The organism is Zavarzinia sp., from assembly GCF_041650655.1.
Lineage (GTDB): Bacteria > Pseudomonadota > Alphaproteobacteria > Zavarziniales > Zavarziniaceae > Zavarzinia.
In genome coordinates this window covers 42985-62888 of record NZ_JBAZKR010000002.1, presented here as the reverse complement: position 1 = coordinate 62888, position 19904 = coordinate 42985, and the positions used below count along the sequence as shown (strand labels likewise).

Here is a 19904-nt window from a genome sequence, read left to right as displayed (position 1 = left end):
GGCGCCGTCAGGCGGTCGTGGCGCGCCGCGGACGCAATCGCTCGCGCAAGGCCTCGTCCGCGCCCGGGCCGGGGACGGCGCGGATGTCGCGGTTGGCGAGCACGCGGCCGTCGGCGGCGCGGACTTCGAGGCGGGGCAGGGGGGTGCCGGTTTCGCGGTCGGTCAGGATCACCGGGGGCGCTTCCGGATTGGCGAAGGCGTCGCCCCATTGGGTCAGGGCGACCAGCACGGGCAGCAGGGCCTCGCCCTTGGGCGTCAGGCGGTAGGTGACGCCGTCCATGCCCTCCTGGCGGTCGAGCACGCCCTCGGCGACCAGGCGCTTCAGCCGGGCCGAGAGGATGTTGCGGGCGATGCCCAGGTTCCCGGCGAAATCCTGGAAATGGCGGCTGCCGAAGAAGGCTTCGCGCACGATCAGCAGGCTCCACCATTCGCCGATCACGTCGAGCGCCCGGGCGACGGAGCAATTGAGCGGGGCGAGGGAATTGCGGGTCATGGTCGCACTCTAGTCGCCGTGGTTTCGATTTGCAACTGACGCAGGCCTGCCCGGCGCCGTGCCGAGGTTGCATGACGAAACTCAATCTGGCCCAATGGAGTCCTGTCTGTTCCAGGGGGGTCGATATGACCAGTACCAGCCGCAACGCCTTCACCGGCCTGAACGTCGACCGCCTGTTCCCGACGCCCGCCGCCGAGCCGGCAACGGAAGAAGCGGCGGTGCCCGCGTCGCTGCGCCGCGGCCTGTTTCTGGACGACGGCCAAGGCCTGGTGCCGGAGGACCTGGCCCATGGCCCCTTCGACGCCCTGCATGGCGGCGCCATCGGCGGCCTGCTCGCGATCGAAGCGGAGAGCCTGGGGCGCGAGCAGAAGCTGGGCACGCCGATCGGCGCCCATATCCAGTTCCTGCGCCCGCTGAAGGCCGAGCATCGCCTGACCGTCTATGCCGAAGTGGCGCAGCCCGGCCGCCGCCTCAACCTCGTGGACGCCTTCGCCGAGGTCGACGGTGCCTTGCGGGTCGAGGCGCGTTTCACCTTCGCGCGGGATCAGGCGATCCCCGGCCTCGCCCTGCCGCCGGACGAGGCGATCGTCGATCCCGAGCGTTTCGAGGCGGTCGAGGCGCCGCACCGGCCGGGCCGGACCTGGTTCAAGGATGCGCTGGACTGGCACCCGGCGCCGGACGGCACCATGTGGGTGCGCGCCCGCGTGCCGCTCGCCCCGGACGAGGATTTCGTGCTGCCCCGCGTCTTCGCCGCGGCCGATTGGGCGGCGGGGGTGGGCCGGCCCGACGGCTGGGCGGCACCCAAGGCCATGGCCTTCCCCAATCCCTCGCTCACCGTCAACCTGTGGCGCCGGCCGGTCGGCGCCTGGATCGGCATGAAGCCCAAGGCGCGCTGGGGCGCATCGGGCTTCGGCATGGCCGAGGCCCTGCTCTCCGACACGCGGGGCGAAATCGGCACCGCTTCCATGCCCGTGATCCTGCTGCCTTTCCCCGCGGCTTGAGCCCGCCCGGCTTTTGCCTATACTGCGCCCCGCCCGGCAAGGGCAGGTTCCAAGGACGGATCACATGGCGCGTGACGTGAAGAAGGTCGTGCTCGCCTATTCGGGCGGGCTCGACACCTCGGTTATTCTGAAATGGCTGCAGGAGACTTATGGCTGTGAAGTGGTGACCTTCACCGCCGACCTCGGCCAGGGCGAGGAGCTGGAGCCCGCGCGCAAGAAGGCCGAGATGTTCGGGGTGAAGGAAATCTTCATCGAGGACCTGCGCGAGGAATTCGTCCGCGACTACGTCTTCCCGATGTTCCGGGCCAATGCGCTCTACGAGGGCGTCTATCTGCTCGGCACCTCGATCGCCCGGCCGCTGATCGCCAAGCGCCAGATCGAGATCGCCAAGATGACCGGCGCCGATGCCGTGGCCCATGGCGCCACCGGCAAGGGCAACGACCAGGTGCGCTTCGAGCTTTCCTATTATTCGCTGGAGCCAGGCATCCGCGTGATCGCCCCCTGGCGCGAATGGGACCTGACCTCGCGCACCCGACTCATCGATTTCGCCGAAAAGCACCAGATTCCGATCGCCAAGGACAAGCGCGGCGAAGCGCCCTTCTCGGTCGACGCCAACCTGCTGCACACCTCCTCCGAGGGTAAGGCGCTGGAAGATCCTTGGGTCGAGCCCGAGGAATTCGTCTATTCCCGCACCATTTCGCCGGAGGCAGCACCCGACAAGCCGACCTATATCGAGGTCGACTTCGAGAAGGGCGACGCCATCGCGATCGACGGCGAGAAGCTCTCGCCCGCCGCCCTGCTGGCCCGCCTGAACGACCTCGGCGGCGCCAACGGCATCGGCCGTCTGGACCTCGTCGAGAACCGTTTCGTCGGCATGAAGTCGCGCGGCGTCTACGAGACCCCGGGCGGCACCATCCTTCACGCGGCGCATCGCGGCATCGAGTCGATCACCCTCGACCGCGGGGCGATGCACCTGAAGGACGACCTGATGCCGCGCTATGCCGAGCTGATCTACAACGGCTTCTGGTTCAGCCCGGAACGCGAGATGTTGCAGGCGCTGATCGACAAGAGCCAGGAGCATGTCTCCGGCACGGTCCGGCTGAAGCTCTACAAGGGTTCGGTCCGCGTGGTCGGCCGCAAGAGCCCGAACACGCTCTATTCCCTGAGCCATGTCACCTTCGAGGAAGACGCGGTCTACGACCAGCATGACGCCGAAGGCTTCATCAAGCTCAATGCCCTGCGCCTGAAGCTGCTGCGCCGCCGCGGCATGAACAACTGAGGTCCCCGGGGCGGCTCCGGCCGCCCCGGCCACCGGCCCGCCGCCATGACCGACTTCGTCGACGCCAACCGCCGCCACTGGGACGAGGTCACGGGGCTGCACCGCGACTCCGCCTTCTACGACGTCGAAGCCTTTCTCGCCGGGCGCTGCACGGTGGGGCCGATCGAGCGGGACGCCCTGGCGCCGCTCCTGCGCAAGAACCTCCTCCATCTCCAGTGCCATTTCGGGCTCGACACCCTGAGCCTGCTGCGCCTGGGCGCGACGCGGGTGACCGGGGTCGACCTCTCGCCCAAGGCGATCGCCGAGGCCAAGGCGCTGGCCGAGAAGCTGCGCCTTTCCGCCTGGGCCGATTTCGTCGAAGGCGATGTCACCGCCATCGACCTGCACCAGCGCTTCGACCGCGTCTTCACCTCGCACGGCGCCATCAACTGGCTGCCCGACCTCGCCGACTGGGGCCGCGTGATCGCCCGCCACCTGGCGCCGGACGGGCTCTTCTTCATGATGGAGGCGCATCCCGTCGGCCTCACCCTCGACATCGACGAGGCGGGACGGCTGTGGCAGCGCTTCCCCTATTTCCACCAGGAAGAGCCGGTCGTCCTCCAGGGCGTGCCGGATTATGCCGAGCCCGACTATGTGCCGAAGGAAGGCGGTGTCGGCTGGGCCTGGACCATTGCCGACATCATGGGCGCGCTCGAGGCGGCCGGGCTCCAGGTCTTCGAATTCCGCGAATATCCCTTCGCCGCCTGGGAGGCACTGCCGGGCCTGAAGCCGGACGCCGGACGCTATTATTGGCACCGGCCGGAAGGCGATCCCTCGCCCGACACGCCGCTGCTGTTCAGCCTGAAGGCCCGCCACGCCGCTTGACTCGGGGCGCAGAAAAAGAACAATAAGAGAACATTTGGGAGGGAAGAATGGTCAAGCCGATACCGGATGGTTACGAGGCGGTCACGCCCTATCTGATCGTCGACGGCGCCGCCGCCGCGCTGGAGTTCTACAAGGGCGCCTTCGGGGCCGAGGAAGTGCACCGGATCGAGACCGGCGACGGCCGCATCGGCCATGCCGAGATCCGCATCGGCAAGGGCATGGTCATGCTGGCCGATCCCTTCCCGGAAATCGGCGCTGCCGCGCCGGAGCCGGGGGCGGCCGTGCCGGTCAGCCTGACCTTCTATTGCGCGGACGTCGACGCCCTCGTGGTCCGGGCGCTCCGCCTGGGGGCGCAGCTTCGTGGCGAGATCGAGGACAAATTCTACGGCGACCGCATGGCCAGCCTGCTCGATCCCTTCGGCCACACCTGGCATGTCGCCACCCATATCGAAGACGTGGCGCCGGACGAACTGGCCCGCCGCGCCAAGGCCGCGATCGGCGGCTGAGGGGTCAGGCACCAGGATGAGGCCGGCGTTTGCGGTGCCGAAGCGTCGGGCCGCTTTGGTTCGAGTGGAAAGGGGGCACTCATGGAGAATGACACAAGGAAAATTCCGGAATTCTTACTGAGGCCAGAACCGCTTACCGATGAGGCCAAGCAGATCAAACCATTCAAATGGGCGGGGCCGGAAGTCGGTACGCGCCACAAATTGGGTGGGGATCCCCACCTTTTGAAGCGAGAAGACTGGCCGCAGTGCCAATCATGCCGGAAAGATATGATTTTCTATGGCCAGCTGGATTCTATTAATGATGATTTCTGCATTGCGGACTGCGGGTTAATACACGTTTTCATTTGTTTTGATTGTTGCGAAACAAAATCGATTATCTCGTCGACGTGAAGTTCGCGTCCAGCTTCCTCCCGACGGAAACGAAGATCTGCTCCGCTATTCTCGCGTCTCCGCGACCCCTAGACCAGCTTGCGTTCGGTGAAGAACAGGCGGAGCGCGAAGCCGAGGAAGATGACGCCGGACAGGCCCTCGATCGTCGAGCGGAACCAGCGGTTGCCGGCGATCCGGTCGGCGGCGCGGGCGGCGAAGCCGGCGACGGCGGCGAGATAGAGGCCGCCGATCACGGCGAGCGTGAGGCCCAGCACCAGGGTCTGCACCGCGACATGGCCGAGCTGCGGCGCCACGAACTGCGGCACGAAGGCGAGGTAGAACAGGATCACCTTGGCGTTCAGCAGGTTGGTGACCAGGGCTTGGGTGAAGACCTGGCGCCGGCTGAGCCCGCTTTGTCGCACAGCACCCGCCTCGTGGTGGCGCCAATGGTGGTGGGCGGCGATCAGGGCCCGCACGCCGAGGAAGGCGAGATAGACGGCGCCCACCATCTTCAGCGCCTGGAACAGTGCGGGCGAGGCCGCCACCAGGGCCGAGATGCCGGCCGCCGCCAGGCAGGAATGGATCGTGTTGCCGAGGGTGATGCCGCCGATCGCGGTCAGGCCGGCACCCCGCCCGTCGAACAGGCTGCGGCCCAGGACGAGAAGGAAATCCGGCCCCGGGATCAGGATCAGCACCACGGCGGCGATCAGATAGAGCGCGAAGAGATGCGGATCGAGCAGCACGGGGGCGGCCTTCGGATCAGAGGACGGGCTCTGGCAATCCTGCCTGAGCGCAAGCCGCGGTCAAGCAATTGGCCAGCAGGCAGGCGATGGTCATGGGGCCGACACCGCCCGGCACCGGGGTGATGTGGCCCGCGACTTCGGCCGCGGTCTGATAATCGACGTCGCCGACCAGCCGTGTGCCGTTGGAGCCTTCCTTGGGAATCCGGTTCATGCCGACGTCGATCACCAGGGCGCCGGGCTTCACCCAGTCGCCCTTGACCATAAGCGGCACGCCCACGGCAGCCACGACGATATCGGCCCTTCGCACCACCCCGGGGAGGTCGCGAGTCTTGGAATGGGCGATGGTGACGGTGCAGCTCTCGCGCAGCAGGAGCTGGGCCATGGGCTTGCCGACGATGTTGGAGCGGCCGATCACCACGGCGTCGAGCCCGGCCAGATTGGGCCCCAGCCGGTCCTTGATCAGCATCAGGCAGCCGAGCGGGGTGCAGGGCACCATGCCCTTGGCCCCGACCGCCAGCTTGCCGGCATTGACCACATGGAAACCGTCGACATCCTTGGCGGGGTCGATCAGGTCGATCACCTTGGCCGAGTCCATGTGCCGGGGCAGGGGCAGTTGGACCAGGATGCCGTGGACCGCAGGATCGGCGTTGAGGGCCGCCACGCGTTCCAGGAGCTCTGCCTCGGTCGCCGTCGCCGGCATCTTGTATTCGAAGGAATTCATGCCGGCGGCGCGGGTCTGCTCGCCCTTGTTCCGGACATAGACCTCAGAGGCGGGATCCTCGCCGACGAGGACGACCGCGAGGCCGGGGGTGAGGCCGTGGTCCACCTTCAGTTGCGCCACTTTCTCTGCCACCCGTGCCCGAAGGCCGGCGGCGAAGGCCTTGCCGTCGATCACCTGTGCCGTCATGGGATACCCCGCTATCGCTCGATGGCCGCGGGGTTAAGCCATTTGTCGAGGCGCCGCAAGATCTCCGGCGCGTCTCCCGCGATCGTCAGCAGCTTTTGCCGCGAAGTGTGGCCGGAACGAATCGCCACGGACGACTTCGGCAGCTTCAACGCCTCGGCGATAAAGCGGATCAGCGCCTCGTTGGCGGCGCCGTCGACCGGCGGGGCATTCAGCTTGACCGAGAGCGCGCTCCGCCCGTCCGCCCCCGTCACGACGCCGTCGAGGGCGTTCCGCGACGCCCGAGGGCTCAGGCGCACGGCGAGGCGTACCGCCTGGCCGCCCGCCTCCGCCCCATAGGGCAGCTCGCTCACATCATCCCCAGCAGCACTTCGGGGATGAAGCGGCGCAGGAAGAAGATCGCGATCAGCAGCACGACCGGCGAGAAATCCATGCCGCCGGCCGGCGGCAGGATGCGCCGAATCGGCCGCAGCAGGGGTTCGGTCAGGACATGGATCGCCTGGCCGACGGCCCGCACGGCCGGGCTGTAGGGATTGACCACGTTGAAGGCGACCAGCCAGGACAGAACGGCGGCGACGATCAGCACCCAGGTATAGAGGCCGAGAATCAGGTCGATGGTTTGGACGAGGGCGATCATAGGGTCCATCCAGGGGGGAATCCCCTGTCGATGTAGGGTCTCCCGCGTCCCCGCGCAACGCTCTCGAACGGCGACGAGGCGGTAAGGGCGTTCAGACCGCCCGGCCAGAGGGGGCTCAGGTACTGTACCAAGCCTTGGTCATCTTGCCGATCACTCGCACCTCGAGGTCGCCCTGGGGCCGGATACGGCAGGCGAGCACGCGGTTGGCCTCGCGGTCCGCTTCGCTCACATGCTGGCGGCTCATCACCTCGGCCTCGAAGCTGCCGCGCAGGACTTCGATCTTGCACACGCCGCAGCCGCCGCCCCTGCAGCCGGCCGGAATGCCGCGCCGGCCGAGCCGCACCATGCCGTCGAGCACGGATTGGCTGTCGTCGCAGGCGAAGCTCTCGCCCGTCTCAGTGATGGTCACCTCATGCTTCATCGAGCTGCATCCGGCGGCTGAAGGCGGCGATGTCCTGGCGGCGCAGCTCGGCGGCGGGCCGGCCGCCGATGCTCCATTCTTCCGGCTGGACGCGTTTGCAGTGGCCGCGGATGCGGCTGCGCTCGACATCCAGGATCTCGACCAGGAGATCGGTGAAGCCGGTCAGCAGGCGCTGGCGCTGCTCGAGCGGGCGGCCCTCCAGCACCAGGAATTCGAAATAGGGCGCAGGCGCTGCCCCTTCCGAGACCATTTCGCCGGCGACGGCCGCACGCCCCGGGGCATAGGGCTGGATGAAGGCCCGGACCCGGTCGATCGGACATTCCAGCACTTCGGCATAGAGGCGGGAGGCGTCGAGCAACAGGCGGCGTTCCTGTTCCGGCGTGGCGCCGCCCTCGATCAGGTGGAAATGGACGATGGGCATCGGCGTCTCCCGCAGGGGATCAGGGCAGGCCGCGACGGCGGCCGCAGTCGAGCATCAGGGTGGAGCCGGCCATGGCCGCGGCTTCCGGCGCCAGCAGCAGGGCGACGGCCCAGGCGACCTCTTCGGGCGTGGTCAGGGCGCCGGTCGCCGAATCGGCCCGCATGCCGTCGACGATTTCGGCGGCGCTGACGCCGCGCCGCCCGGCCTCCGCCTCGGCGATGCGCCACAGGCGCTCGGTATCGGCGGGGCCAGGGGCGATGGCATGGGCGGTGATGCCGCGCGGCCCATAGGCGAGGCTCAATTGCCGGGCCAAGTTGAGCAGGGCCGCATTGGCGACGCCGGCCGCCGCGGCATAGGGCGCGGGTTCGAGCCCGTAATGGCCGGCGATGGCGACCAGGCGGGCGCCGGGGACGAGGTGGCCATCGACCGCGCGGGTGAGGCGCAACATGCCGCCCGCCTTCAGGTTCACCGCCTGGACCAGCGATGCGGTGGCGATCTCCCCGACACTGCCGGGGGCGGTCAGGCCGGGGCCATGCACGGCGATCCGGACCGGGCCGTCCAACTTCGCTGTGATGGCGGCGATCGCTGCATCGTCGCCGATGTCGGCGACGCAGGGCACGCTGCCGGCGATTTCCGCCGCCAGCCGGCTCAGGGCTTCCGCGCCGCGCCCGACCATGACGACGCGAAGCCCGGCGGCCGCCAGCCGGGCGACGATGGCCCGGCCGAAGGCGCCGGTGGCGCCGACCACGACGGCGGTCTCGGCCATCGGCTCAGCCCGCCAATGTGGCTTCGTGCAGCAGGCCGCGCTGCTTGGCCATGGTCATGGCGGTGTCCTGGATCATGTCTTCCTGGCCGCCGATCATCTTCTTGGCGCCGAGTTCGATCAGGATGTCGCGCGCCGGCACGCCGAATTCCTTGGCCGCGTGTTTGGCGTGGAGCAGGAAGGTCGAATAGACCCCGGCAAAGCCGAGCGTGAGGGATTCGCGGTCGATGCGGACCAGATGGTCCATCATCGGCAGGACGATCTCCTCGGCGATGTCCATCAGCTTGAACAGGTCGACCCCGGTCTCGATCCCCATGCGGTCGCAGACCGCGGTGAAGACTTCGAGCGGGGTGTTGCCGGCCCCGGCGCCGAGGCCGCCGACCGAACCGTCGATCCGGCTGGCGCCCGCCTCGATCGCGGCGATCGAATTGGCGATGCCCATGCCGAGGTTGTGATGGCCGTGGAAGCCGATCTCGGTTTCCGGCTTCAGCGCGTCGCGGAGCGCGCCGACCCGGGCCTTGACGTCTTCCGGCAGCATGTAACCCGCCGAGTCCGTGACATAGACCGTGTTGGCGCCGTAGGATTCGAACAGCTTGCCCTGGGCGGCGATGCCGGCGGGGTCGTTCAGATGCGCCATCATCAGGAAGCCGGTGGTATCCATGCCGAGCTTGCGGGCATAGGCGATGTGCTGGGGCGCCGTGTCGGCCTCGGTGCAATGGGTCGCGACATGGACGCTGCGCGCCCCGGCGTCATAGGCCGAATGGAGCTCGCGCATGGTGCCGAGGCCGGGGATCAGCAGGACCGAGACCTTGGCCTGCTTCATCCGGGAGGCGACGGCCGAGATATAGTCCTCGTTGCTGGCCAGCGCGAAACCGTGCTGCAGCGAATTGCCGCCCAGCCCGGCCCCGTGGGTGACCTGGAGATAGGGCATGCCGGCATCGTCCAGCGCCGTGGCCAGCGTCACCATCTGTTCGACCGTCATCTGCTCGCGCTTGGCATGCATGCCGTCGCGCAGGCACATGTCGTGCAGGATCACCTTGCGGCCACGGAGCGAGGGAGTGGGGACGGTGCTCATTGGGCGGCCTCCGTGGCGGCGAGGGTCAGGGTGCCGGCGAGGATCTCCTCGGCGAACATCTCGGCGGTGCGGGTGGCGGCCGCGGTCATGATGTCCAGATTGCCGGCATAGGTCGGCAGATAGTCGCCGAGGCCGGCGACCTCCATGAAGACCGAGACCTTGTCGCCATCGAAGGCCGGGCCGTTGACCAGCTTGTAACCAGGCACGTATTTGCGGACCTCGCCGATCATCTGCAGGACCGAGCGGGTGATGGCCTCGCGGTCGGGCAGCCCCTCGGTCAGGCAATAGATCGTGTTGCGCATGATCATCGGCGGTTCGGCCGGGTTGATGATGGCGAGCGCCTTGCCCTTGCGGGCGCCACCCACGACCTCGATCGCATTCGAGGTCGTATAGGTGAATTCGTCGAGATTGGCGCGCGTGCCGGGGCCGACCGACTTCGAGGCGAGGCTCGCCACGATCTCGGCATAGCGGACCGGCTGCACGGCGGCTACGGCGGCGACGATCGGGATCGTCGCCTGGCCGGCGCAGGAGATCATGTTGACGTTCATGACCCGCTGGTCGGTGTATCTCTTCAGGTTCACCGGCGGCACGCAGAGGGGGCCGATCGCGGCCGGCGTCAGATCGATCATCATGACGCCGAGCTCGTTCAGCTTGCGGCTGTTCTCCGGGTGGACATAGGCGCTGGTCGCATCGAAGGCGATCTGGATATTGTCTTCGCGGACATGGGGCAGCAGGCCGTCGACCCCTTCGGCAGTGGTCTTCAGGCCCATGTCGCGGGCCCTGGCCAGGCCTTCGGAGGCGGGATCGATGCCGACCATCCAGACCGGTTCGAGCACCGGACTCCGCTTGATCTTGTAAATGAGGTCGGTGCCGATGTTGCCGGAACCGATCAGGGCGCAGTTGATCTTCTTCACGGGTGTTGCTCCTCGGCGCCGTTGGCGGCGACGGACACGGGGCGGCGCTTGCGCGCCTGGCCGGCGACGAAGAAGCCGTCTTCGTCGTGTTCGGTGATCAGGATGCGGACGGTTTCCGGCTTCACGCCGAGAGCGCCGACCACGGCTTCGGTGACGGCGGCGGCGACCCGGTGCTTCTGTTCCGTGGTCCGGCCTTCGAGCATGTGCATTTCGATGATGGGCATCGGTGATCTCCCGGATCGGTCAGGCGGTGAAACGGATAGAGACACTGCCGAGGTCTTGGAAGCGGGCGGCGACATGGTCGCCGGGTGCTACCGCGATCGCCTCGGTGATGCCGCCGCTCATCACGAAACTGCCGGCCGGCAGGCTCTCGCCCAACCCGTGCAGGATGTTGACCAGCATGGCGACGGCTTCCGCCGGATGGCCCAGCACGGCCGCGGCGGCGGCGAAGGCTTCCATCTCGCCGTTCTTTTCCATCACGACGCCGAGCGTCGCCAGATCGAGATCGGTGACCCGCCGCGGCCGGCCGCCGCCGACGAAGAGGGCGGCCGAGCCGTTGTCGGCGATCACGCTCTCGAGGTCGAACTTGAAGCCGGAGAAGCGGGAATCGATGATCTCGATCGCGGGCAGCACGTAATCGGTGGCATTCAGCACGTCGGCGGCGGTGCAGCCGGGGCCGGACAGGTCCCGCTCGGTGACGAAGGCGATTTCGCATTCGACCCTGGGGTGGATCAGGCCGGCGAGCGAGATGGCCGAATTCTCGGGCCGCGCCATGCGGTCGGTCAGGAAGCCGATCGAGGGCACGTCGACCCCCATCTGGCGCATCTTGGCGCGCGAGGTGAGCCCCGCCTTCCAGCCGATCAGGCGGTGACCCTGGGCGATCAGGCGCTTGCGCAAGGCCGATTGCACGGCGTAACCGTCGGCGATCGTCATGCCGGGATATTCGCCGGTCAGCTTGGGGATGGCGTGGCCGCGCGCCTGGGCGCCCTCGACCCGCTCGCACAGCCGGGTGATGTCTTCCGGGCTCAGGGTGATGGTCATGCGGCGCTCCTTCCCGCGAAAACGGCGCGGCAGGAGCCGAGCCCGCCGATGGTGCAGACGAGTTCGTCGCCGTCGGTGACCGGCACCAGGGCCGATTGCGAGCCTGACAGGATCACCTCGCCGGCCCGGAACGGGATGCCGAGCATTCCCAGCGTGTTGGCGAGCCAGGCGACGGCATTGGCGGGCGAGCCCTGGACCGCGGCGCCGACCCCGGTCGAGAACAATTCGCCGTTCTTTTCCAGCACCATGCCGGCCAGGGTGAGGTCGAGGTCGCGCGGGTCGCCCTTGGCATCGCCGAGGACATAGACCCCGCAGGAGGCATTGTCGGCCACCGTGTCCTGGATCGCGATCTTCCAGTCGGTGATGCGGGAATCGACGATCTCGAAACAGGGCGCCACGTAATCGGTGGCATGGATCACGTCCATCGCCGTGATGCCGGGACCGACCAGGTCGCGCTTCAGGACGAAGGCCAGTTCGGCTTCCGCCTTGGGCTGGATCAGGCGGTTCAGGTCGATCGTGTCGCCTTCCTGGTAGACCATGCCGGAGGTGAGCTGGCCGAAGTCCGGCTGATAGACGCCGAGGAAATTCTGCACCGCCTTCGAGGTGACGCCGATCTTCTTGCCGACGATGCGCTCGCCGGCATCGAGACGGCGGGCGATGAAACGCTGCTGAATACGGTAGGCGTCGTCGAGCGTGATCTCCGGCAGCCGGGCGGTGAGCGGCGCCACGGTGCGCCGCCCGAGCCAGGCGTCATAGAGCTCGTCGCCGAGGCCGGCGATCGGAACGTCGTTCATGGGAACCTCAGAGCTTGATGCAGACGTTGCTGGTCTCGGTGTAGAACTCGAGGGAATGCACGCCGCCCTCGCGCCCGATGCCCGAGCGCTTGCTGCCGCCGAAGGCGGTCCTGAGGTCGCGCAGGAACCAGGAGTTGACCCAGACGATGCCGACCTCGATCGCCGCCGCGACGCGATGCGCCCGGCCGAGGTTGGTGGTCCAGATCGTGGTCGCGAGGCCGTAACGCGAGGCATTGGCGAGGGTGACCGCCTCCGTCTCGCTGTCGAAGGGGCGAATGTGGCAGCAGGGGCCGAAGATCTCTTCCTGGATCACCGCCGCCGTCTCGGGCAGGCCGGTCCAGATCGTCGGCTGCACCCAATTGCCGGCGGCGAGGTCGCCCGGCATCTCGGGAACGCCGCCGCCTGTCACCACGTTGGCGCCTTCCTCGACCGCCTTCCGGTAGTAGGAGAGCACCTTCTGCCGGTGTTCCTGGCTGATCAGGGGGCCGTAGTCGCTGTCATGGTCCTGCGGCCGGCCGTAACGCACCGCTTCCGCCTTGGCCTTGAGGGCGGCCACGAAACGCTCGAAGATCGGGCGTTCGACATAGACCCGCTCGGTGCCCAGGCAGACCTGTCCGGTGTTCAGGAAGGCGGAGCGGAAGATGCCGTCCACCGCCTTGTCGAAATCGCAGTCGGCGAAGACGATGCCGGCGTTCTTGCCGCCCAGCTCGAAGGAAACGTCGCGGATCCCTTCCGCCGCCGCCTTCATGATCGCGGTGCCGGTGCCGGTCTCGCCGGTGAAGGTGATGGCGTCGACGCCGTCGTGGCGGGTCAGCATCTCGCCGGCGGAGGCCGGGCCGAAGCCGTGCACCACGTTGAACACGCCCTTCGGCACGCCGACCGCGTTCATCACTTCGCCGAGCAGGGCGGTGGTCATCGGCGTCTCTTCCGACGGCTTCACCACGACCGTGTTGCCGCAGGCGAGCGCCGGGCCGACCTTCCAGGTCATCAGCATGAAGGGGGCGTTCCAGGGGGCGATCACCGCGATCACGCCCTTGGGTCGGCGCAAGGCGTAATTGATGGCGCCGGCGCCGTCCGGCGTCGCCATCTGGAAGGCTTCGGTCGGCACGTTGCGCACGACGTCGGCGAAGACCTTGAAGTTGGCGGCCCCGCGCGGAATGAAAGCATGGGTCATGACGTGGCGGGGCTGGCCGGTATCGGCCATTTCCGCGGCGACGAAATCTTCCATGCGGCGGGTGATCTCGTCGGCGACGCCGTGCAGCAGGTCGGCCCGTTCGGGCACCGACAGACGCCCCCATTCGCCCGCGAGCGCGCGCCGGGCGGCCGCTACGGCGGCGTCGACCTCGGGTGCGCCCGCTTCGGTCACCGAGGCGATCAGGCTGTTGTCGACCGGCGAAAATTTGTCGAAGCGGCGGCCACTGGCCGAATCCGCATAGGCGCCGTCGATGAAATTCTGGATCCTGAGCATAGTTTCCCCTTGGACTCGACCGGAATTCGGCCCCTGCCGGCAGCGCGCGGGCACTCGCTTGCGGCGTCGGAGCGGGCTCGCCCGGTTCCATTGGGTCGAGAATAGGGAGGCCGGCACATACCCGTCTAATACTTAGGTGACAGGGCGTCGATACCTATTGGGTATGGAAATTTGCCCTTGCCAGAGGGCATGGCTTCGTGGCCCTGATGAAGAAACGACCCGCACGAAAAGGGTTGTGAGGGAGAGAAACGACACGCGCGAAAAGCGCACGGTATCCGCCCGGCCCAGCCGGGGATGTCGGCGGACCGAGGGACGGGAGATGGCACACAGGCGCCTGGTCGAGCAGTTCAATCTGCGCTCGCGACTGAAATTCTCGATCGACTCGGGCCACATCTGGCTCGACGAGAACCGCATGTTGCTCGTCCACGCGAAAGCGCTGGCGACGGTGCGGCAGGAGCTTTTCGCGACCTTGGGCCCGCACCGCGCCCAGGGCGTTCTGCTGCGTATGGGCTTCGCCACCGGACGGCAGGACGCCGTGCTGGCGGCCAAGCTGTTCGGCGCGGGCAGCGATTACGACGTCTTCAACATCGGCCCGGTGCTGCACGCCTTCGAAGGGATCGTGAAGAGCACGATCACCAAGGCCGACATCGACTGGGAACGGGGCAGTTTCTTCGGCACGGTCGAGATGACCGAATCGTGGGAAGCCGAAAGTCACGTCGAACACTATGGCACCGGCGAGGACTGCGCCTGTTGGAGCATCACCGGCCATGCCTCGGGTTACGTCAGCCAGTTCTTCAAGCGCTTCATCGTCTTCCGCGAGGTGAAATGCGTCGCCCGGGGCGACGACCATTGCGAGATCGTGGGCAAACCGGCCGAGGCCTGGGGCGACGATCCCTATCTCGAGCAGTTCAAGGGCGCGGACGAGGCCGAGCCCTTGCTGGCGATCGAGGCGGAACTCACCCATCTGCGCGGGCGCCGTCCGGCGGCGCGCCTGGCCGGCCGGCTGGTCGGCAATTCGCCCGGTTTCCGCGCCGCCTTCGACCTCCTCGGCAAGGCGGCCAACACGCCGATCACCGTGCTGCTGCTGGGCGAGACCGGGGTCGGCAAGGAGATGTTCGCCCGCTGGCTGCATGAGAACAGCGCCCAGGCCAGGGGCCCCTTCGTCGCGGTCAATTGCGGCGCCATTCCGAACGACCTGATCGAGTCGGAACTGTTCGGCGTCCAGCGCGGCGCCTATACGGGGGCGCAGCAGTCGCGGCCCGGCCGTTTCGAGCGGGCGGACGGCGGCACGCTGCTGCTCGACGAGGTGGGCGACCTCAGCCCGGCGGCCCAGGTCAAGCTGCTCCGCGTCTTGCAGACCGGCGAGGTGGAGCGTCTCGGCGACGACCAGGTGCGCAAGGTCAAGGTGCGCCTGGTCGCGGCCACCAATGTCGACCTCAAGAAGGCGATCGCTGCCGGCCGTTTCCGCGCCGATCTCTACTACCGGCTGGCCACCTATCCGGTCGAGATCCCGCCGCTGCGCGAGCGGAAATCGGACATTCCCCTGCTCGTCACCGCCATGCTGGAGAAAATCGAGCCGATCTACGGCAAGCATTTCAAGGGACTGAGCGACTGGTCGCTGCGGGCACTCCAGGGTTACGACTGGCCGGGCAACGTGCGCGAGCTCGAGAACATGGTGGAACGCAGCGTATTGCTGGCGCCCGACGGCGGCTGGATCGAGACCGAGCACCTCTTCCCCGACGGCCCGCCGGAGGGCCTGACCGGGGCCGAGGTCGACGAGCACGGCCATGTCCGCGACATCGGTGCGGAACAGGACGCCGGCCTGTGCGAATCCCTGCTCCAGGAAGGCTTTGACCTCGAAGCGCATGAGGAACGGCTGATGCGGCTGGCGACGAAGCGGGCCGGCGGCAACCTGACCCATGCCGCCCGCCTGCTCGGCATCACGCGGCGCCAGCTCGCCTATCGCCTGAAACAGCGCGGCGTCGTCTCGACCGATGCCGAGGACGCCTAGGCGTTAGCGGGCGATGCCTCGCGGAAGGCCCTGACCGTCTTCAGGAAGGCGGTCAGGATCGGCGAATGGTCGTCCGCCCGGTAGATGCAACTGAGGTCCACGGTCCAATGCGGCTCGGCGTCGCGGATGGGCAGGAAGCGCACGCCGGGCAGGGTGAGAGCGGTGAGCGAGGTCGGCACCAGGCAGATCCCGAAGCCGCCCGCCACCAGGGCGACGCCCGAGACGGCGTCGCCCACTTCCTGCGAGATGCGCGGATAGAACCCGCGCTCGTTACAAATGGCGATTACCTTGTCGATGAAATTGGGCCGTCCGGTCGAGGGGAAGAGGATCAGCGGATGATCGGCGATCTCGGCGAAGGCGATGTCGGCCTGGCGTGACAGGGGATTCTTCTCGTTGACCGCGAGCAGCAGCTTCTCGTTGATCACGGTCTCGCTGGTGATGTCGGGCAGGGGGGCGAGCAGGCGGTTGAAGCCGACGTTGATGCGGCGCTGGCGCAGGGCCTCGATCTGCTCGCTCTTGCCCAATTGGTGCAGCACGACCTTCACGTCCGGGAAAGTCTCCTTGAAGGAGAGCAGGATCTTCGGAATGGCGTCGAGGATGCCCGAGCCGAAGATCGCGACGTCGAGCCGGCCGAGCTTGCCCTGGGCCGCCTGCAGGGTGCGCTCCGTCGCCTGTTCGAACAGGAGCTGGATATTCTTAGCCTCGTCGAGAAAGAGCCGGCCGACTGGGGTCAGCTCCATGCCGCGCGGCGTGCGCACGAAGAGCTCGATGCCCAGCTCGTCCTCGATCTGCTTGATCTGACGGGTCAGCGGCGGCTGCGAGATGTTCAGCCGCTTGGCGGCGCGGCCGATGTTCTCCTCCTCGGCCACCGCCACGAAATAGCGGATCTGACGGAAATCCATGGTCGGCCATCCTCGCCGGCTTGTCCCTCAATACCTTGGCGGTATTGAGCGGTTTCGTCAATGGTATTGGACAGTATGTCTCCGCCTTCTTACCGTCACCAACCATAGGGCGGCCGCTTGCAAGACGATCGAAGTATCGGGCGGCCAAAAAAGGGTTCGGTCAACCGAATCCAAGTCCAGGGAACATGGGGGAAGCGATGAAGGGAAAGCACGAATTCGCGCGCCGCTCGGCGCAGAGCTTGGTTCTGTCTACGGTTATTTCGTCCGCTGTCACGCTTCTCGCCGTTGCGGATCGTGCCCATGCCGCGCAGATCGATACAGGCAACGAAGATCTCAAGATCTATTTCGACAATACGTTGAAATACAGCGCCGCCTTTCGCGTCGAAGGGCGGAACAGCCATGTCGCCGACGATTCCATCGGCGTGCAGGCCAACACCAACGACGGCGACCAGAATTTCGATCGCGGCCTGATCTCCAACCGGGTCGACGTGCTCTCCGAATTCGGCCTGAGCTGGCGGAAGGCGATCGGCTTCCGGGTCAGCGCGGCGGCCTGGTACGACGACGTCTACAACCACCACAACGACAATCCGGGCGCCCTCGGCGGTGCCCTGGTCAATTCGGCCTCGGTCGCTTCCGACGAATTCACCGACACGACCAAGCGGCTGCACGGGCGCGACGTCGAACTGCTCGACGCCTTCGCCTTCGGCACCATCCCGCTCGACGACATGAGCCTCAGCCTGCGCGCCGGGCGTTACACCCAGCTCTACGGCGAGAGCCTGTTCTTCGGCTCGAACGGCATCGCCGCGGCGCAGACCTCGCTCGACCTGATCAAGGCGCTGTCGGTGCCGAATTCGCGCTTCCAGGAAATCCTGCGTCCGGTCGGCCAGGTCTCCGGCGAGTTGCTGATCACGCCGGAGCTTTCGGCCGGTGCCTATTACCAGTTCGAATGGCGCAAGACCCGGCTGCCCGGTGCCGGCAGCTATTTCAGCTTCGCCGATTTCGTCGATGGCGGTGGCGAGACCCTGATCCTCGGCCCGGGCGTGGTCGCCCATCGTGGCGACGACATCAATGCCCGGGCTTCGGGGCAGGGCGGCTTCCAGGTGAAATACACGCCGGGCGACATCGAGTATGGCTTCTACGCCGCCCAGTTCCACGACAAGATCCCGCAGTTCTATGTCCGCCCGGGCGTCAATGCCGATCCGGGCACGGTCGGCGACTATGTCGAAGTGTTCGGCGAGGACATCCGCACGGTCGGCGCCAGCGTCTCGACCGTGCTGGGCGACACCAATGTCGCGGCGGAACTTTCCTTCCGCGACAACATGCCCCTCGTGGCCAGCGGCAACACGGTGATCCTGCCCGGCAACACCACGGCCGACGGCGGCGACAACCCGGCCTTCCCGGTCGGCAAGACGCTGCATTTCAACGCCTCGGCGATCGACGTGCTGGGCGAGAGCTTCCTCTGGGACGGCGCCTCCTTCCTCGGCGAATTCGCCATGAACAGCCGGCTCACGGTCGACAAGAACCGCGACCAGTTGGACCCGCTGGCGACCAAAAGCGCCGGTGCGATCCAGTTTCTGTTCACGCCGGAATATTTTCAGGTCCTGCCCGGTGTCGACCTCCAGGTGCCGATCGGCGTCAGCTATGGATTGTTCGGCCGTTCCTCGGTCAACGGCGTGCTGTTCCCCGCCTCTCAGGGCGGCACCATCAGCATCGGCGTGAAGGCGGATTACCAGAAGACCTGGCAGGCCGGCGTCAATTTTGCCCATTACTATGGTTCTGCGCGTTCCATCATCCGTTACGACACGGCGGCGCCGGAATTGTCTTACGACAACTTCCACGGCGACCGCGATTTCATTTCGCTGTCCATCCAGCGCACGTTCTAAGAACAGGCCCGAACGGGCCGACAGGAGGCGTCTATGAAGTTCCTTGGGGCGGTTTGCGCCGCATTGACCGCTGCTGCCGCATTGGCCCATCCGGCCCTGGCGGCGACCACCGCGGAGGAAGCCGCGAAGCTGAAGACCACGCTGACCCCGCTCGGCGCCGAGCGGGCGGGCAATGCCGACGGTTCCATCCCGGCCTGGGACGGCGGCCTCCAGGGCCCGCTGCCGGGCCCCGCCATGGGCGACATCCCGACCTCGATCTTCGCGGGCGAGAAGCCGCTGTTCCAGGTCACCGCGGCCAACGCCGAGAAATATGCCGCCCTGCTCTCCGAAGGCACAAGGGCGCTCCTGCAGAAGTATCCCGATACGTTCCATCTCGACGTCTATCCGAGCCATCGCACCGAACGGGCCTCGCAGGCCGTCTATGACGCCGCCTTCGCCAATGCGACGCGCTGCCAGACGATCGACGACGGCCTGTCGCTGAAGGGCTGCATCGGCGGCACACCGTTCCCGATCCCGTCGAACGGCATCGAGGTGATGTGGAACTTCCTGCTGCGCATCGAGGCGCCCTCGATCGAATACAGCTTCAAGAACGTGGTCGGTAACGCCGACGGCAGCCACACCCTGGCGACCCGCAACCAGATCGCCTTCCAGTATCCCTACTACTACGCCGGCGCCAAGCCGGAGGACTGGTCGGGCGAATATGCGATGTTCCGCTTCAACACGCTGGAACCGCCCTTCAAGGCCGGTGAATCGCTGGTGATCCGCGACACCATCGACCCCGATACCCCGCGCAAGGCGTGGCAGTATCTGGTCGGCCAGCGCCGCGTCCGCCGCGCCCCCACGGTCGCCTACGACACGCCCGATTTCGTCGCCTCCGGTGCCAATTACTTCGACGAGGTGCAGGGCCTGTTCGGTGCCCTCGACCGCTATTCGTGGAAGCTCGTCGGCAAGAAGGAGATGCTGATCCCCTATAACGACAACGGCCTGCTCGCCGCCACGGCGGAAGAGGCGGTGTCGGTCCACCACCTCAATCCCGACCATGTGCGCTGGGAACGCCACCGCGTCTGGGTGGTCGAGGCCACGGTCGCCGAGGGCAAGCGCCATGCCGTGCCCAAGCGGACCTATTACCTCGACGAGGACACCTGGCTGATCTCCCTGGTCGACGGCTATGACGCCGAAGGCAAGCTGTGGCGGACCTCGCAGGTCACGCCCTATGTCGTGCCCGCGGTGCCGGCCACGATCATAAAGACCGCCACGGTGTTCAACCTCCAGGCCAACACCATGAGCGTGATCCAGCTCCTGAACGGCGAGAGCTTCAAGGTCGTGCCGCCCAAGCCGGAGAGCTATTTCACCGGCGACGCCGTGGCGGCTGAAGGCGCCCGTTGAGCCTGCCGCCGGCCGGGTTCCGCTGCGGG

22 protein-coding genes are annotated in these 19904 nt (G+C 67.1%); 7 read left to right on the top strand and 15 right to left on the bottom strand.

Annotated elements, in window-relative coordinates; genetic code table 11:
* Positions 1-7 precede the first annotated feature (7 nt).
* The gene (locus WC493_RS00810; RefSeq protein ID WP_373061509.1) at positions 8-493 is read right to left on the bottom strand and encodes a winged helix-turn-helix transcriptional regulator; all 486 of its coding nucleotides are present in this window, start codon (positions 491-493) and stop codon (positions 8-10) included.
* Between the two features lie 125 nt (positions 494-618).
* On the opposite strand from WC493_RS00810, the gene WC493_RS00805 reads away from it, so the two are divergent.
* The 4 genes from WC493_RS00805 to WC493_RS00790 all read left to right on the top strand — a co-directional run bounded on the left by WC493_RS00805 (position 619) and on the right by WC493_RS00790 (position 4143).
* Positions 619-1494, top strand: a complete 876-nt coding sequence (locus tag WC493_RS00805) for a thioesterase family protein (protein WP_373061507.1) — start codon at positions 619-621, stop codon at positions 1492-1494.
* A 64-nt stretch (positions 1495-1558) separates the two neighbouring features.
* The gene (locus WC493_RS00800; protein ID WP_373061505.1) at positions 1559-2773 is read left to right on the top strand and encodes an argininosuccinate synthase; all 1215 of its coding nucleotides are present in this window, start codon (positions 1559-1561) and stop codon (positions 2771-2773) included.
* A gap of 45 nt (positions 2774-2818) precedes the next feature.
* Complete coding sequence (locus WC493_RS00795; protein WP_373061503.1) at positions 2819-3637, top strand: class I SAM-dependent methyltransferase; 819 nt, start codon at positions 2819-2821, stop codon at positions 3635-3637.
* 47 nt (positions 3638-3684) lie between these two features.
* Entirely contained in the window at positions 3685-4143 is a 459-nt protein-coding gene (locus WC493_RS00790; protein ID WP_373061501.1) for a VOC family protein, read from the top strand.
* A gap of 458 nt (positions 4144-4601) precedes the next feature.
* Here the strand turns inward: WC493_RS00790 and WC493_RS00785 are convergent, their stop codons facing one another.
* The 13 genes from WC493_RS00785 to WC493_RS00725 all read right to left on the bottom strand — a co-directional run bounded on the left by WC493_RS00785 (position 4602) and on the right by WC493_RS00725 (position 13693).
* Positions 4602-5255 carry a LysE family translocator gene (locus tag WC493_RS00785; protein WP_373061499.1) on the bottom strand — a complete coding sequence of 218 codons (654 nt, stop codon included), beginning with the start codon at positions 5253-5255 and terminating at the stop codon, positions 4602-4604.
* A gap of 16 nt (positions 5256-5271) precedes the next feature.
* The gene (locus WC493_RS00780; RefSeq protein ID WP_373061497.1) at positions 5272-6162 is read right to left on the bottom strand and encodes a bifunctional methylenetetrahydrofolate dehydrogenase/methenyltetrahydrofolate cyclohydrolase; all 891 of its coding nucleotides are present in this window, start codon (positions 6160-6162) and stop codon (positions 5272-5274) included.
* Between the two features lie 11 nt (positions 6163-6173).
* Positions 6174-6512, bottom strand: coding sequence for a DUF167 domain-containing protein (locus WC493_RS00775; protein ID WP_373061495.1), 339 nt, complete (start codon positions 6510-6512; stop codon positions 6174-6176).
* Positions 6509-6796 (bottom strand): YggT family protein, encoded by a 288-nt coding sequence (locus WC493_RS00770; protein ID WP_373061493.1) that lies wholly within the window; start codon positions 6794-6796, stop codon positions 6509-6511. Before WC493_RS00770 ends, WC493_RS00775 begins: the two co-directional genes overlap by 4 nt.
* Positions 6797-6911: 115 nt before the next feature.
* Positions 6912-7205 (bottom strand): 2Fe-2S iron-sulfur cluster-binding protein, encoded by a 294-nt coding sequence (locus WC493_RS00765; protein ID WP_373061491.1) that lies wholly within the window; start codon positions 7203-7205, stop codon positions 6912-6914.
* Position 7206: 1 nt separating this feature from the next.
* Positions 7207-7638 (bottom strand): 4-oxalocrotonate tautomerase family protein, encoded by a 432-nt coding sequence (locus tag WC493_RS00760; protein ID WP_373061489.1) that lies wholly within the window; start codon positions 7636-7638, stop codon positions 7207-7209.
* Positions 7639-7657: 19 nt separating this feature from the next.
* Complete coding sequence (locus WC493_RS00755; protein ID WP_373061487.1) at positions 7658-8404, bottom strand: SDR family NAD(P)-dependent oxidoreductase; 747 nt, start codon at positions 8402-8404, stop codon at positions 7658-7660.
* A 4-nt stretch (positions 8405-8408) separates the two neighbouring features.
* Positions 8409-9476, bottom strand: coding sequence for a 4-hydroxy-2-oxovalerate aldolase (gene dmpG, locus WC493_RS00750; RefSeq protein WP_373061485.1), 1068 nt, complete (start codon positions 9474-9476; stop codon positions 8409-8411).
* Positions 9473-10390 carry an acetaldehyde dehydrogenase (acetylating) gene (locus WC493_RS00745; RefSeq protein ID WP_373061483.1) on the bottom strand — a complete coding sequence of 306 codons (918 nt, stop codon included), beginning with the start codon at positions 10388-10390 and terminating at the stop codon, positions 9473-9475. Before WC493_RS00745 ends, dmpG begins: the two co-directional genes overlap by 4 nt.
* Entirely contained in the window at positions 10387-10614 is a 228-nt protein-coding gene (locus WC493_RS00740) for a 4-oxalocrotonate tautomerase family protein (protein WP_373061481.1), read from the bottom strand. The genes WC493_RS00745 and WC493_RS00740 overlap by 4 nt, the downstream gene beginning before the upstream one ends.
* A 19-nt stretch (positions 10615-10633) precedes the next feature.
* Positions 10634-11431 (bottom strand): 2-oxo-3-hexenedioate decarboxylase, encoded by a 798-nt coding sequence (gene dmpH, locus WC493_RS00735; RefSeq protein ID WP_373061479.1) that lies wholly within the window; start codon positions 11429-11431, stop codon positions 10634-10636.
* Positions 11428-12225 (bottom strand): 2-oxopent-4-enoate hydratase, encoded by a 798-nt coding sequence (gene dmpE / locus WC493_RS00730; protein WP_373061477.1) that lies wholly within the window; start codon positions 12223-12225, stop codon positions 11428-11430. The genes dmpH and dmpE overlap by 4 nt, the downstream gene beginning before the upstream one ends.
* Positions 12226-12232: 7 nt before the next feature.
* On the bottom strand, positions 12233-13693 hold the full coding sequence (locus tag WC493_RS00725; RefSeq protein WP_373061475.1) for a 2-hydroxymuconic semialdehyde dehydrogenase: 1461 nt from the start codon (positions 13691-13693) through the stop codon (positions 12233-12235).
* Positions 13694-14012: 319 nt separating this feature from the next.
* Here WC493_RS00725 and WC493_RS00720 point away from each other — a divergent pair, with 319 nt between their 5' ends.
* On the top strand, positions 14013-15704 hold the full coding sequence (locus WC493_RS00720; RefSeq protein ID WP_373061473.1) for a sigma 54-interacting transcriptional regulator: 1692 nt from the start codon (positions 14013-14015) through the stop codon (positions 15702-15704).
* On the opposite strand, the gene WC493_RS00715 is transcribed toward WC493_RS00720, so the two are convergent.
* On the bottom strand, positions 15701-16606 hold the full coding sequence (locus WC493_RS00715) for a LysR substrate-binding domain-containing protein (protein WP_373061471.1): 906 nt from the start codon (positions 16604-16606) through the stop codon (positions 15701-15703). The two genes, WC493_RS00720 and WC493_RS00715, sit on opposite strands and share 4 nt — an antisense overlap.
* Before the next feature lie 197 nt (positions 16607-16803).
* On the opposite strand from WC493_RS00715, the gene WC493_RS00710 reads away from it, so the two are divergent.
* Both WC493_RS00710 and WC493_RS00705 read left to right on the top strand, forming a co-directional pair.
* The gene (locus WC493_RS00710; RefSeq protein WP_373061469.1) at positions 16804-18489 is read left to right on the top strand and encodes a DUF1302 domain-containing protein; all 1686 of its coding nucleotides are present in this window, start codon (positions 16804-16806) and stop codon (positions 18487-18489) included.
* 33 nt (positions 18490-18522) lie between these two features.
* A complete protein-coding gene (locus tag WC493_RS00705; protein WP_373061467.1) occupies positions 18523-19875 on the top strand; it encodes a DUF1329 domain-containing protein in 1353 nt (450 codons plus the stop codon).
* Positions 19876-19904: the final 29 nt, after the last annotated feature.

What these genes read in the sequence shown, in the direction of transcription:
- WC493_RS00760 (WP_373061489.1), bottom strand. Translation starts at nt 7,638, where the DNA reads ATGCCCATCGTCCATTTCCACCTGATCGAGGGCGGCGCCACGCCGGAA.
- dmpG (WP_373061485.1), bottom strand. Translation starts at nt 9,476, where the DNA reads ATGAGCACCGTCCCCACTCCCTCGCTCCGTGGCCGCAAGGTGATCCTG.
- WC493_RS00710 (WP_373061469.1), top strand. Translation starts at nt 16,804, where the DNA reads ATGAAGGGAAAGCACGAATTCGCGCGCCGCTCGGCGCAGAGCTTGGTT.
- WC493_RS00725 (WP_373061475.1), bottom strand. Translation starts at nt 13,693, where the DNA reads ATGCTCAGGATCCAGAATTTCATCGACGGCGCCTATGCGGATTCGGCC.
- WC493_RS00800 (WP_373061505.1), top strand. Translation starts at nt 1,559, where the DNA reads ATGGCGCGTGACGTGAAGAAGGTCGTGCTCGCCTATTCGGGCGGGCTC.
- WC493_RS00720 (WP_373061473.1), top strand. Translation starts at nt 14,013, where the DNA reads ATGGCACACAGGCGCCTGGTCGAGCAGTTCAATCTGCGCTCGCGACTG.
- WC493_RS00705 (WP_373061467.1), top strand. Translation starts at nt 18,523, where the DNA reads ATGAAGTTCCTTGGGGCGGTTTGCGCCGCATTGACCGCTGCTGCCGCA.
- WC493_RS00780 (WP_373061497.1), bottom strand. Translation starts at nt 6,162, where the DNA reads ATGACGGCACAGGTGATCGACGGCAAGGCCTTCGCCGCCGGCCTTCGG.
- dmpE (WP_373061477.1), bottom strand. Translation starts at nt 12,225, where the DNA reads ATGAACGACGTTCCGATCGCCGGCCTCGGCGACGAGCTCTATGACGCC.
- WC493_RS00755 (WP_373061487.1), bottom strand. Translation starts at nt 8,404, where the DNA reads ATGGCCGAGACCGCCGTCGTGGTCGGCGCCACCGGCGCCTTCGGCCGG.
- WC493_RS00810 (WP_373061509.1), bottom strand. Translation starts at nt 493, where the DNA reads ATGACCCGCAATTCCCTCGCCCCGCTCAATTGCTCCGTCGCCCGGGCG.
- dmpH (WP_373061479.1), bottom strand. Translation starts at nt 11,431, where the DNA reads ATGACCATCACCCTGAGCCCGGAAGACATCACCCGGCTGTGCGAGCGG.
- WC493_RS00805 (WP_373061507.1), top strand. Translation starts at nt 619, where the DNA reads ATGACCAGTACCAGCCGCAACGCCTTCACCGGCCTGAACGTCGACCGC.
- WC493_RS00715 (WP_373061471.1), bottom strand. Translation starts at nt 16,606, where the DNA reads ATGGATTTCCGTCAGATCCGCTATTTCGTGGCGGTGGCCGAGGAGGAG.
- WC493_RS00770 (WP_373061493.1), bottom strand. Translation starts at nt 6,796, where the DNA reads ATGATCGCCCTCGTCCAAACCATCGACCTGATTCTCGGCCTCTATACC.
- WC493_RS00790 (WP_373061501.1), top strand. Translation starts at nt 3,685, where the DNA reads ATGGTCAAGCCGATACCGGATGGTTACGAGGCGGTCACGCCCTATCTG.
- WC493_RS00795 (WP_373061503.1), top strand. Translation starts at nt 2,819, where the DNA reads ATGACCGACTTCGTCGACGCCAACCGCCGCCACTGGGACGAGGTCACG.
- WC493_RS00740 (WP_373061481.1), bottom strand. Translation starts at nt 10,614, where the DNA reads ATGCCCATCATCGAAATGCACATGCTCGAAGGCCGGACCACGGAACAG.